The following is a 12,096-nucleotide window of genomic DNA, read 5'->3' as shown; positions in this document are numbered from 1 at the left end:
GGCGCCCCCTTGAGGAGCGCCAACCCGTTATTCCTTCGGCCGGAACGTCAGGATGACGCTCGACGGCGCTTTGCCGTTGGTATCGCGCGGCAGCGGATCCGAGCGTTCGACCGCGCGCATCACGGCTTCGTCATAGGCGCCGTTGCCGCTCGATTTCGTCAGGCGCTTGGACAGGATCGACCCGTCCGGCGCCATCTGCACCGACACGACCGCCGACGGATTGCCATTGACAGCCGAAGGATCGAACAGGATGTTCGGCTTGACCTTGGCCCGCACACGCTCGGCATACCCGGCTGACGCCGTGCCGCCCGTGCCCTGCGCATTGCCGACACCGCCGCCGGAGCCCGCCACCGTGCCCGTGGCGCCCGCACCGGCCATCGCGCGCAGCCGATCCAGCTGCGCCTGGCGTTGTGCATTGGCGCGCGATTCATTCGCCTTACGCTCTGCTTCGGCCTTGGCTTTGGCTTCTGCAGCGGCCTTGGCCTTCAATTCCTTCTGCTTTGCATCAGCTTCCGCTTTGGCCTTGGCTTCAGCCTGGGCCTGCAGTTGCGCATTCTTGCGGGCTTGCGCTGCGTCTGCGGCAGCCTTCTCAGCGGCCTTTTCCTTGGCCTGCTGTTCGGCCAAGGCCTTGCGTTGGAGTTCCGCCTGACGCGCCTGTTGCTCTTCCTTCAGACGGGCTTGACGCTGCGCTTCGGCGCGTTCTTGAGCAGCGCGGCGGGCGAGTTCGGCCTCACGGGCAGCAGCAGCTTCCTGTTCGCGCTTGCGCTTTTGCTGCTCCAGCGCGATATCGGCTTCCTCTTCCACCTTGGCCGGCGGCGCCTTGATCACCGGTTCCGGCTTGACGTCCGGCACCGGCGCGGCCTGCTGCACGGCCTGCTGAACCGCCGCCTCGTCCCACAGCTCGGCTTCTTCGCCGCGCGGGGTGCTGCTCTGCCACTGCACGCCAAAGTACAGAAAAACCAGCAGCAGAATATGTGTCAGGACCGCCAACCCGAACGCGCGCAGCGTGCCGCGCTCGCGAACAGGCTCGTAACGGTGCAACGACGTCGTAGCCATGACGTTCAGGTTGCCTCGCCCGGATTCTTCAACGTGCTCATGACGATTTCACCATCAGGCCGACGCGCTTCACGCCATCGCCCTTGAGCACGCTCATCACGCTCAGCACGCGGTCGTACTGGACCGACTTGTCGGCGGCAATCACGACGGGCTGATCGGGGTTTTCGTCAGTGCGCTGCTTCACAAATGCGCGCAGCTCGTTGTTGTTGGCGAGCTTCTGCTCGGTGGCGCCGGAACTCGTCTTGATGCGAGCAAGGATCGTGCCGTCGCCCTTGATGGTCACGACGATGGGCGGCTGGGTCTGCTGCGGCGTAGCGTTGGCCACCGAGGGCAGATTGACCACGCCCGGGTTCACCACGGGTGCCGCCACCATGAAGATGACCAGCAGCACCAGCATCACGTCGATGTACGGAACGACGTTGATGTCAGCCTTGGCCCGTCGGGCGCGGCGCGTTCGCTGGATGGTAGCCATGAGCGCGGCTCCTTAGCGCGTCTGGCGCTGGAGGATGTTCGAGAACTCTTCCATGAAGCTCTCGAAACGGTTGGCCAGACGGTCCATCTCGGTGGCGTAGCGGTTGTAGGCGATCACCGCCGGAATGGCCGCAAACAAACCGATGGCCGTGGCGACCAGCGCTTCGGCAATGCCCGGAGCCACCGCCGACAGCGTCGCCTGTTGCACGTTCGACAAGCCGCGGAAGGCGTTCATGATCCCCCAGACCGTACCGAACAGGCCGATGTACGGGCTGACCGAGCCGACCGACGCCAGGAATGGCAGGTGCGATTCGAGCGAATCCATCTCGCGCTGGTACGCCGCCCGCATGGCACGGCGGGAGGCATCGAGAATGGCGCTCGGATCGCCGCCGCCGCGCTGCAGCTCGCGCGCCTTGAGGTATTCGCGCATGCCGGCTTCAAAGATGCGTTCCAGCGCGCCGGTGGTGTGGCGGTTGTTGGCAGCGCTCTGATACAGCGCCTGGAGGTCGCCGCCGGCCCAAAAATCGCGCTCGAACGATTCGGTCTGGTTGCGCGCGGCGCGCAGCGCAAACGCTTTGCGGAAGATGTACGTCCAGGAGAACAGCGACATCACCAGCAGCAGGCCCATGACGAATTGGACCAAGAGGCTGGCGTGCAGCACCAGCGAGACGATCGACAGATCTTGTGTGACCTCGACGGGATTCATGCGGCAGCTTTGATGGTTGCGAGTACGGGAGTGGGAATCGGGGTCGGCCGGAAAGTGAGCCGGTCGACACATCCAACACGAATCGTGCCTGATGCGAGCAAAACGTCGCCGCGCCAGCCTTCCTGGGCGAATTGGACCGACGCGGGGCCGACCCGTTCCATACGCGAACGGATCTGCAGTAGGTCGTCCAACCGGGCCGGCGCGCGGTAATCCACGGCGGTGCTGCGGACCACGAAAATGGCCCCGGTCGTGTCGGCCAGCGCCTGCTGATCGACCCCGAGGGCGCGCAGCCACTCGGTGCGGGCGCGCTCAAAAAATTTCAAATAGTTGGCGTAAAACACCACGCCGCCTGCGTCGGTATCTTCCCAATACACGCGCAGGTTCCAGTCAAAAGAAGCCATCGGGTAATTTTACCAAGACGCAAGTGACGGCCAGCCATCCACCGACCGGCCGAGGGCTTGCGCTCGAATTCAGGCCATGCCTCGCGTCACGCTGGTGGCCGAGAATGACTGGCAAACGGGCATCAGCTCCATCGCGTTGACATTGAAGTGCGCCGGGAGCGCCGCCATCCAGTAGACGGCCTCGGCGATGTCGTCGGCGGTGAGCGCCTCGGTGCCTTCGTAGACCTTCTCCACACGGGCATCGTCGCCCTTGAAACGCACGTTGGAAAACTCCGTGCCGGAGCAGAGGCCCGGCTCAACGTTCGATACGCGTACGCGCGTGCCGGTCAGGTCGGCCCGCAAGTTCAACGAAAACTGCCGGACGAACGCCTTGGTGGCGCCATACACATTGCCGCCCGGGTACGGATATGTCCCGGCGATCGAGCCAATATTGATGATGTGACCGCGATTGCGTTCGACCATGGCCGGAAGCAACGCACGCGTCATATGCACCAGCCCAGAGCAGTTGGTGCCGATCATGCGGTCCCAGTCGGTCAGGTCAGCACGCTGGGCCGGTTCGAGGCCCAGCGCCAGACCGGCGTTGTTGACCAGCACGTCGACTTCGCGCCAGCCCTCGGGCAGCGTACCCGGCAGCGCAGCAACGGCATCAGCATCCAGCACGTCCAGCACGAACGGCAGCACGGCGTCACCCAATTCAGCCTTGAGCGCATCAAGGCGGTCCTGGCGGCGGCCTGCCGCGATCACACGATGGCCTTCTCGCACGAAACGCCGCGCGATGGCCGCGCCGAACCCGGCCGTTGCGCCGGTCACGAATACGATCATGGAAGTGTCTCCGGGCCTGAAAAAACGAAAGATCAGAGTTTACCTGAAGCGTTGTGCGGTATTGCACCGCAATGTGCGCGTCTGCACGCCCGCTTCTTGCAGCGGCCATGGGGCTGTCGTACACTCGCGGGCAACCATTCCACCTTGCGCGACTGGCGAATCCTGAAGCTGCTTTGAGCGGCTTCGACATGTGGGCAGCGACCACGAGGAAGCGCAAGGTTTCTGGCGTCATGCACAACGGCGCCTGCCGCTCGCCTGGGCAGCGAATGGGAAGCACAGGGTGACTTGGACACCCGCTGCAATCGGCCAACCCCGAGCGCAGTCGTTCAAGCCGCGCGCATGTTTCCCCACGCCTCGCCCGATCTCCGCCATTTCCGTTTCGTTTCAGACCAGACACTCGCCATGTTCGAACGCAGCCGCTATACGATCGACCAGATCGATCCCGAAATCTTTGCCGCCATCCAAAAGGAAAATCAGCGTCAGGAAGACCACATCGAGCTGATTGCCTCCGAGAACTACACCTCCCCGGCCGTGATGGCCGCGCAGGGCTCGCAACTGACCAACAAGTACGCCGAGGGCTACCCCGGCAAGCGTTACTACGGCGGTTGCGAATACGTGGACGTGGTGGAACAGCTCGCCATCGACCGCGTGAAGCAGCTCTTTGGCGCTGAAGCCGCCAACGTGCAGCCGAACTCGGGCTCGCAGGCCAACCAGGGCGTGTTCTTCGCCGTGCTCAAGCCGGGCGACACGATCATGGGCATGAGCCTGGCCGAAGGCGGCCACCTGACCCACGGCATGGCGCTCAACATGAGCGGCAAGTGGTTCAACGTGGTCAGCTACGGCCTCAACGCGCAGGAAGACATCGACTACGACGCGCTCGAAGCGCTCGCGCAAGAGAAGAAGCCGAAGCTGATCATCGCCGGCGCATCGGCATTTGCGCTGCGCATCGATTTCGAGCGCATCGGCAAGATCGCCAAGTCGATCGGCGCGTATTTCATGGTGGACATGGCGCACTACGCCGGCCTGATCGCCGCTGGCGTGTACCCGAATCCGGTGCCGCATGCAGACTTCGTCACGACGACCACGCATAAGAGCCTGCGCGGCCCGCGCGGTGGCGTAATCCTGATGAAGGCCGAACACGAAAAGGCCATCAACTCGGCCATCTTCCCGGGTATCCAGGGCGGCCCGCTGATGCACGTGATCGCCGGCAAGGCAGTGGCGTTCAAGGAAGCGCTGTCGCCGGAATTCAAGGCGTACCAGCAACAGGTCGTGAAAAACGCGGCAGCCATGGCCGAAACGCTGATGGCCCGTGGCCTGCGCATCGTCTCGGGCCGCACTGAAAGCCACGTGATGCTGGTCGACCTGCGCGCCAAGAAGATCACCGGCAAGGAAGCCGAGAAGGTGCTGGGTGACGCACACATCACCGTCAACAAGAACGCGATTCCGAATGACCCGGAAAAACCGTTCGTGACGTCGGGCGTGCGCCTCGGTTCGCCGGCCATGACCACGCGTGGCTTCAAGGAAGCGGAAGCCGTGAAGGTCGCCCACCTGATCGCCGATGTGCTGGACAATCCGCACGACGAAGCGAACATCGCTGCCGTCCGCGCCAAGGTGGCCGAGCTGACCAAGCAGTTCCCGGTCTACGGCTAAGGCATCCGCCGATGGCCGGATCTTCCGGCCACGTAGTACCCTGCCGCGATGCGCCCCGAATTGAATGAGGGGCCATCGCGGCGTTGTTCTTTTAGCGCAGTGCGTTCTTTGAGGTTGCCGAGGAGACCACCGGCATGAAATGCCCCTTTTGCGGCCACGCGGCCACCCAGGTGATTGATACCCGCATGTCGGAAGAAGGCGACACTGTGCGCCGCCGCCGTCGCTGCGAATCCTGCGACCGCCGCTTCACGACCTACGAACGCATCGAGCTGTTCTTTCCGGCCGTCGTCAAAAAGAACGGCAGCCGCGTCGACTACGACCGCAACAAGGTCAAGGATTCCATGCGGCTGGCGCTGCGCAAGCGCCCCGTATCCGCCGAGGCCATCGACGAGGCCATCGCCCGCATCGAAGAAAAACTGCTCAGCCACGGCGAGAAGGAAATCGGCAGCGACCGCGTGGGAGAGCTCGTGATGCGCGAACTCAAGCGGCTGGACAAGATCGGGTACATCCGGTTTGCGTCGGTGTATCGGAGTTTTGAGGATGTGTCGGAATTTCGCGACATGCTCGACGAATTCCGCCAATAGACGCCGTTCTCCCCCACGGCTCCAGCTAGCGTTCCGACCAAAATTTCGGTTAAATCCGCTGTCAAAGCAAAGAAGTAGCACTTTGTCACAATCTTGGCGTACCATGCCCGGATAAGTGACGAAAGAAGCATTAAAAAAATAGTTGGTCGGAACAATCTGCGGGAGTCACCATGCGCCACGCTTTGCCGGGGAAAGCGCTTGGCTTCACCATGCTCGAAGCATTGATCGCCGTGCTGATTTTGGCCGTCGGCGTGCTGAGTGTCGCCAATCTTTTAATCAAGTCGTATCGGTTTACGCAGCAGGGAGCGTATGACACGCTGGCCCTGCAATTGGCGTCGAATATGGCGGACCGGATGCGGGCCAATGCAGGCATGCTCGGCGCAAGCTCGCCGTACGTTTTCGATACGCAGACCGCGAGCGCGGTCGTGGCATCCACCAACTTCTATTTCACTCAAACGTCTACTGGCTGCAGTAGCGGTAGCGCCGTATGCGCGACGGAAGCAGTGAAGTTTGACCTGTCGGAGTGGTTGACTGCGGTGCGGACATCGCTGCCCGGCGGCCGTGCCTTGATCTGCCACGATAGCCCCGCGTACACGATTACCGGCGGTTTCTCTTGGCCTTGCTCGAACCAGCCAACCGATCCGCTCGTCATCAAGATTGGCTGGGTCTCGCGCTTTTCTGCGCTTGATCAAGGCAATGCGACTTCGGATGTCGTGATCGGGGACACGGCTAACGGCACAACCGCAACGCCACAAGCCATGATCGTCGTCGATGCAGGAGGGTCGTGATGCCATCCGCCATGTATCGCCGCAATCGTATGCGGGGCTTCTCGCTTGTCGAACTGATGGTGGCGCTGGTCATTTCGCTGCTGGTACTGGTTGCGACGGTCTCGTTCTACCTGATGACGAAGTCGACCTACACGACCATCGACGACAGTTCCAATCTGGAAGAACGGGGCCAGTTTGCATTGGGCCTCATTGCACGCGCGCTTCGGCAAACCGCGTACACCCCGACCAGCCCTGATGGTGGCACCTTGCAGCCGTCCATCAACGATCCGGATGTGGCATCGATTTCCGGGCTGGATGGTTGCGATAACCCACCTGCCGGCGAGCGCCTGACCGCCTGCGGCACAGGCGGCACAAATACGACAAACGACGCCATCGAGATACGTTTTTTCGGCTCGGGCACCGCTGCAGACCGTACCGTTCCTGACAACACCATTTTCGATTGCTCAGGTCAGGGCGTTGCCGAAGCCACGAGCGCCGACACCGTTAGCACGCAGCGCGGGCTATCGATACTCTTTATTCAGCAGGCGAACGGCAATTCGTTCCTTGCCTGCAAGTTCCGTAGACGTGACGCGGCCGGCCATGAGATTACCGGGACCACGGACGAGAAGGACTTCGTCACCCTACAGCTCGTACCGGGCGTGGAGTCGCTGCAGTTTTTGTACGGCGTGTCGACCGATGGCGATACGGTTCCGGAAGTCTACAAACGTGCATCGAGCATGTCTCCGGATGACTGGAAGTCCGTCTATGCCGTGAAAATAGGGATGGTGATCCGGGCGGACAACAATACCAGTGCGGACACCAGCCAAACACAGAGCTACACGCTCTTCGGCAGCCAATACGGTGACGGTGAGGGAACGTACAAGCCCACGCAGAACTTGGGTTCAGCGCGGCGCATGTTCACGACCACCGTACAGACACGCAATTACCAGATTTGCTACAAGGACGACCCGCGATGCTTCTGACTTCATTGCGCTCGGGTCGCCGTGACCCCGGTTTCGCGCTGATTACCGCGCTGGTGATGCTGTTGGTGATTACTGTGTTGGCGCTCGCTGGCGCTCGCATGGCACTGGACACCAAGCGCATAAGCCGCAATCAGCGGGACTCCGACATTGCCTTTCAGGCCGCTGAAGCCGCGCTGCGCGATGCCGAGTACGACATCGGAAATAACACGGCGACAAACAGCCGCGTGGCCCAGTTCCAGCCGGAATCCGCAGAAGGGTTCCCTGTGGTGGCCGGCACCTGCAACAGCGGCACGCCGGGCCCAACCTCTGGGCGTGGTCTCTGTCTGCCCTCTGCCGACATCGACAATCCTGTCTGGAAAACGGTGAGCTGGAGCGCCGGAGCTACCGACCCGCAGACTGTCGCCTATGGGGACTTCACCGGCCGGCCCTTCCCGACGGGGTCGGGTGTGCTGCCACCGGTCAAGCCTCGCTACATCATCGAGCTGTTGCTTGATACTAGTAATGGCATAGCGCCGCCAGCTGGTGGCGCAACAAGTCTGCATTTTTACCGCATCACGGCGGTGGGATGGGGCCCTAACAGTTCAACGCCGGTGATGCTGCAGACCACCTATCGCAAGCTGCTACCGCCAGACAACAAGTAATCCATGTAAAAGAGCTCTACCGGGGGAGCCACATATCATGAACATCATCCGCAGTCTGCTCGCCATCGTGGCGTTGGGCTGGTTTACCGTGCTAGGCGCTGCCGGCACCGTGCCGACTGTCGACATCTCGACCGTGCCCTTGTACGGACGCAGTCAAAACGTACACCCGAACCTGATGCTGTCGCTGTCGGTGGAATTCCCAACGACGGGGGCCGCCTATCGTGGTGCTTACGACAAGCAGAAGACGTATCTGGGCTACTTCAACTCGACCAAGTGCTACAACTACGACTCGACTAATGGCTACTTCGTGATCGCTGGGCCGGCCTCATCGTCGTTCGAATGCTCGGGCAACTTCTCGGGCAACTTCATGAACTGGGCCGCATCCTCTGCCATTGACGAGTTCCGCATGGCAATGACCGGCGGTGACCGCATTATCGACTCGCCGACCCAGACTGTGCTGCAACGCGCCGTGCTCCGCGATGACTTCTTCCGCAGCGGCTCGTATTTTCCTGTCAAGAAAGTTGATGGTACCGGCACGACAAGCAGTCCGAACAAAGTCACGCCATTCAATTACCAATCGCTCTATATCGCTTCCTGCGGCAACCACATCTTCTTTGCCGACCAAGACTACGCAACCTACGGCAGTGGTAAAAAGCCCCCCGCGACCACATGCACCGCCCTGGGTGGATACGGCGATCAATACGACAGCAATAACAACCTGAAGGAGCGTCGGTCCTTCCGCGTGCAGGTGCAGGTTTGTGACACAAACGAGGCCACCACGCGCACCGATCTGTGTTTCAACTACAACGGCACCTACAAACCTGTCGGCCAGATGCAGTTGAACGCAGACCGCGTGCGCTTTGCCGCCTTCGGGTATCTGAACGACAGTGCGAACGATCCGAACGCAACCCAGAACGAACGCTATGGCGGCGTGCTGCGTGCCCCGATGAAGTACATCGGCTCGACTGCTGTAGACCGCAACCTCACGGCCGGTCCCAATCCGCAGGCGGAAATCAATCCGACCACAGGTCAGTTCATCGTCAATCCGATGGGGGCGGCCGAAGGGAATAGCGGCGTCATCAATTACCTGAACAAGTTCGGCCGCACGAGCGTGCAACTGCCGAACCAGCCCATTGGAGCGATGGGTAACCCGACGGACAACCCGACGGGCAACTACAAGACCTATGACCCGGTCAGCGAGATGTATTACGAGAGCATCCGCTACCTGCAACACCATCCGAGTGGACCGACGCCGGAGGCCATCTCGGGCCTGCCGAGCACCACGTATGCGGACAACTACCCGGTCTACACCAACTGGGGCAAATCCGTGGCCGATGATCCGATGATCAACGCTTGCCAGCGCAACTACGTATTCCTTATCGGTGACATCAACACCCACGAAGACCACTACATTCCGGGTAATGCAAAGACAGGAGAAGGCGACCCGGCGCGCGCCGCGGACACCTATAGCGGCTTTAATGTGCGCGACTGGACAAACAAGGTTGGCGCGCTGGAAACAAACCAGCCAGCCGCAGGTAACAGCAACCCTTTGGTCAACGACGCAAACCACAACTACACGTTGCTGGGTGATCTGGACCACGCGACATCCCATTGGGCGTCGTATTACCTCGCGGGTATTGCGTATTGGGCCCACACCTATGGCTTCCGGCCCGACATGCCCAGCGCGCGCGTAACGACCTATGTAATCGACGTCAACGAGAACGGCAACGGCACGGTCGGGCAAACCCAGCGCCAAAGCCAGTTCTTCCTGGCAGCTAAGTACGGCGGTTTCAATGATGTGAACGGCGACAGCAACCCATTCAAGACGTTCGACAAGGACGGCACTACCGTTGTCAACAACAATACCGAATGGGAATCGTCCGCAGGCTCAAATACGCCTTACAACTGGTTTCTCGGCGGCCAGCCGGACACCATGATCACCGCGATCAAGAAAATCTTCGGGCAGATCGCCTCATACGCAGGCACGCTGTCCGGCGTGGCAATCTCGAACTCGCGCATTATGGCGAATACGAGCACGGGCACCTACGTGTATGCGCCGGGCTTCGACCGAAATTGGAACGGCCGGCTGGCCGCCTATCAACTGACGCTCGCCAACGGCAGCTTGCAAGTGGCCAGCAACGCCACTTGGGAAGCCGGCGACGTTCTAACGAGGGCAAATAACGCATCAACACGCGCGATTTACACGCTTAACAATGCATCCTTTGCGGGCGCGACCTTTACTTGGTCGGGTATCTCCAGCTCGCAACAAGCGTTGTTGAACACAAGCGCGGACTCCGGCTCCGTCGATGGCAATGGCCAAGCGCGGCTGGACTACCTGCGCGGCAGCCGCGCCAATGAAAGTAATGGCGCCGGCAGCGGCTTGTTCCGCGCTCGCACGAGCTTGCTCGGAGACATCATCGGATCAGCGCCCGTGTTTGTTGGGGACCCGTCACTCGGCTTCAGTGATTCCGGATACCCAGCGTTCCTGAGCACGTATCGCGGACGCACGCGGATGGTCTATGTGGGAGCCAACGACGGCATGCTGCATGGCTTCAATGCCGACACTGGCGCAGAGGTCTTCTCCTATGTTCCGAATGCGGTGTTCCCGAATCTGGCGCAACTGACCTCAACGACCTATGCCCATCGGCTGTACGTTGACGCCACGCCGGTCATCAGCGAGGCCAAGGTCAACAACAACTGGCGCACGGTGCTCACCGGCGGCTTCGGTGGCGGCGCACAAGGCGTCTACGCGCTGGACGTCACGGATCCAGCTGGCTCGAAGGCTGCGGGCTTCAGCGCGTCGAGCGTGCTATGGGAGTTCACCGACAAAGACGATGCCGACATGGGTAACGTCATGGGCAAGCCATTGATCGTGAAGCTGCAAACTGGCACCGACAAGACTGTCACACCCAATGTTCCAGTCTACAAGTGGTTCGTCATGGTCGCTAACGGCCTGAACTCGAATGCGCCAGACGGTAATGCCAATGCCAACGCGCCGGCGGCACTGTTCCTGCTTTCCCTCGACAAACCCGCCGGAGCCAAATGGGTTCTCGGCACAAACTACTACAAGATCGTCACGCCCGTCCCGAGCGGAACACCGCCCTATACCTCCGCGAACGGTTTGAGCACACCCATCACCGTGCCAGCGCCCGACGGCCACGTCATGGCGGCATATGCCGGTGACTTGCAAGGCAACTTGTGGAAGTTCGTTTTGGTCGGAGACTCAACCAAGTGGAATACCAACGGTGCCCTCCCCTCCTTTGGCGGCACACCGGGTAAACCGCTGTTCGCAGCGGTTGACAACGACACCGACGGCCATCGCCAGCCCATCACCATGCAACCTGTGCTCGTCTATGCGCCGGGCGGCTTCATGGTTCTGTTCGGCACCGGCAAGTACTACGAGGCATCGGATACCGGCACGGCTCCGCAGATCAACTCGTTCTATGGAATCTACGACGACAACACGAACACACATTACGTTTCCAAGAAGTCGCAGCTCAATCCGGTCAAGATCAACCCGACCTCGGATGGAAAGGGCTACACATTCGCTTCGGACAGCTATGCGCTCGGATATACGTCCCCGCACAAGCCTGGATGGAAACTCGATTTCCTGGATCAAACCGAGAAGCAGGTCACAGCGGCGGTGACGGCCGACGGCATCATTTACTTCAACACCATCACGGGCTCAGATGGCTGCGGCAGTAACGGTAGCAGCCGCAGCTATGCCCTGCGCGTATTCACAGGGATGCCAGCCACAGGCACGCTATCCGGCGTTCAATCGAGCACAGGCTTGCTCGGCGCACCGTCCCTCCTCGTGACGTCGATTACGGTGGGGGATCGTGACTCCGTGGGCGGTACGGTTGCACAGAAGGTCACGACCGTTCTGTCGGCCGGCGCACAAGGTTTGACCGTTACCAGCCCCACCGGCTCGAGCAACGGCGTCAATACCGCTAGCCGCCAAGGACGCCAAAGCTGGCGCGAAATTAAGAACTTCGTGCTCAATACCAAATGAGGC

11 protein-coding genes and 1 riboswitch are annotated in these 12,096 nt (G+C 61.0%); of the genes, 6 read left to right on the top strand and 5 right to left on the bottom strand.

The window, feature by feature from the left end; translation table 11 throughout:
• Nucleotides 1-27: 27 nt before the first annotated feature.
• From tolA to ydfG, 5 genes are all read right to left on the bottom strand, one after another.
• Entirely contained in the window at nt 28-1,056 is a 1,029-nt protein-coding gene (tolA, locus tag R2669_RS20785; RefSeq protein ID WP_316888252.1) for a cell envelope integrity protein TolA, read from the bottom strand.
• Nucleotides 1,057-1,093: 37 nt separating this feature from the next.
• The gene (tolR, locus tag R2669_RS20780) at nt 1,094-1,528 is read right to left on the bottom strand and encodes a protein TolR (RefSeq protein ID WP_316901899.1); all 435 of its coding nucleotides are present in this window, start codon (nt 1,526-1,528) and stop codon (nt 1,094-1,096) included.
• A gap of 12 nt (nt 1,529-1,540) precedes the next feature.
• Nucleotides 1,541-2,233 carry a protein TolQ gene (gene tolQ, locus R2669_RS20775; RefSeq protein WP_316901898.1) on the bottom strand — a complete coding sequence of 231 codons (693 nt, stop codon included), beginning with the start codon at nt 2,231-2,233 and terminating at the stop codon, nt 1,541-1,543.
• On the bottom strand, nt 2,230-2,634 hold the full coding sequence (gene ybgC, locus R2669_RS20770; RefSeq protein WP_316901897.1) for a tol-pal system-associated acyl-CoA thioesterase: 405 nt from the start codon (nt 2,632-2,634) through the stop codon (nt 2,230-2,232). The genes tolQ and ybgC overlap by 4 nt, the downstream gene beginning before the upstream one ends.
• Nucleotides 2,635-2,703: 69 nt before the next feature.
• Nucleotides 2,704-3,456, bottom strand: a complete 753-nt coding sequence (ydfG, locus tag R2669_RS20765) for a bifunctional NADP-dependent 3-hydroxy acid dehydrogenase/3-hydroxypropionate dehydrogenase YdfG (protein ID WP_092971769.1) — start codon at nt 3,454-3,456, stop codon at nt 2,704-2,706.
• A 138-nt stretch (nt 3,457-3,594) separates the two neighbouring features.
• Nucleotides 3,595-3,724: riboswitch (ZMP/ZTP riboswitch) on the top strand.
• A 134-nt stretch (nt 3,725-3,858) separates the two neighbouring features.
• Between ydfG and glyA the strand changes: the two genes are divergently transcribed.
• The 6 genes from glyA (at nt 3,859) to R2669_RS20735 (ending at nt 12,093) form a co-directional block, all read left to right on the top strand.
• Complete coding sequence (gene glyA / locus R2669_RS20760; protein WP_037027468.1) at nt 3,859-5,106, top strand: serine hydroxymethyltransferase; 1,248 nt, start codon at nt 3,859-3,861, stop codon at nt 5,104-5,106.
• Between the two features lie 134 nt (nt 5,107-5,240).
• Nucleotides 5,241-5,690 carry a transcriptional regulator NrdR gene (nrdR, locus tag R2669_RS20755; RefSeq protein ID WP_027677963.1) on the top strand — a complete coding sequence of 150 codons (450 nt, stop codon included), beginning with the start codon at nt 5,241-5,243 and terminating at the stop codon, nt 5,688-5,690.
• A 170-nt stretch (nt 5,691-5,860) separates the two neighbouring features.
• Complete coding sequence (gene pilV / locus R2669_RS20750) at nt 5,861-6,478, top strand: type IV pilus modification protein PilV (protein WP_316888256.1); 618 nt, start codon at nt 5,861-5,863, stop codon at nt 6,476-6,478.
• The gene (locus tag R2669_RS20745) at nt 6,478-7,440 is read left to right on the top strand and encodes a PilW family protein (RefSeq protein WP_316888257.1); all 963 of its coding nucleotides are present in this window, start codon (nt 6,478-6,480) and stop codon (nt 7,438-7,440) included. Before pilV ends, R2669_RS20745 begins: the two co-directional genes overlap by 1 nt.
• A complete protein-coding gene (locus tag R2669_RS20740) occupies nt 7,431-8,081 on the top strand; it encodes a pilus assembly PilX family protein (RefSeq protein ID WP_316888258.1) in 651 nt (216 codons plus the stop codon). Before R2669_RS20745 ends, R2669_RS20740 begins: the two co-directional genes overlap by 10 nt.
• A 37-nt stretch (nt 8,082-8,118) precedes the next feature.
• A complete protein-coding gene (locus R2669_RS20735) occupies nt 8,119-12,093 on the top strand; it encodes a pilus assembly protein (protein WP_316888260.1) in 3,975 nt (1,324 codons plus the stop codon).
• The last annotated feature ends 3 nt before the right edge of the window (nt 12,094-12,096 follow it).

The organism is Ralstonia edaphi (genome assembly GCF_958350185.1).
Taxonomy (GTDB): Bacteria; Pseudomonadota; Gammaproteobacteria; order Burkholderiales; family Burkholderiaceae; genus Ralstonia; species Ralstonia edaphi.
This window is presented reverse-complemented; position numbering and strand designations above follow the sequence as displayed.

Excerpts from the sequence above, each read along its gene's own strand:
- R2669_RS20745 (WP_316888257.1), top strand. The coding sequence starts at position 6,478 with ATGCCATCCGCCATGTATCGCCGCAATCGTATGCGGGGCTTCTCGCTT.
- R2669_RS20735 (WP_316888260.1), top strand. The coding sequence starts at position 8,119 with ATGAACATCATCCGCAGTCTGCTCGCCATCGTGGCGTTGGGCTGGTTT.
- glyA (WP_037027468.1), top strand. The coding sequence starts at position 3,859 with ATGTTCGAACGCAGCCGCTATACGATCGACCAGATCGATCCCGAAATC.
- tolA (WP_316888252.1), bottom strand. The coding sequence starts at position 1,056 with ATGGCTACGACGTCGTTGCACCGTTACGAGCCTGTTCGCGAGCGCGGC.
- tolQ (WP_316901898.1), bottom strand. The coding sequence starts at position 2,233 with ATGAATCCCGTCGAGGTCACACAAGATCTGTCGATCGTCTCGCTGGTG.
- pilV (WP_316888256.1), top strand. The coding sequence starts at position 5,861 with ATGCGCCACGCTTTGCCGGGGAAAGCGCTTGGCTTCACCATGCTCGAA.
- R2669_RS20740 (WP_316888258.1), top strand. The coding sequence starts at position 7,431 with ATGCTTCTGACTTCATTGCGCTCGGGTCGCCGTGACCCCGGTTTCGCG.
- ybgC (WP_316901897.1), bottom strand. The coding sequence starts at position 2,634 with ATGGCTTCTTTTGACTGGAACCTGCGCGTGTATTGGGAAGATACCGAC.
- tolR (WP_316901899.1), bottom strand. The coding sequence starts at position 1,528 with ATGGCTACCATCCAGCGAACGCGCCGCGCCCGACGGGCCAAGGCTGAC.
- nrdR (WP_027677963.1), top strand. The coding sequence starts at position 5,241 with ATGAAATGCCCCTTTTGCGGCCACGCGGCCACCCAGGTGATTGATACC.
- ydfG (WP_092971769.1), bottom strand. The coding sequence starts at position 3,456 with ATGATCGTATTCGTGACCGGCGCAACGGCCGGGTTCGGCGCGGCCATC.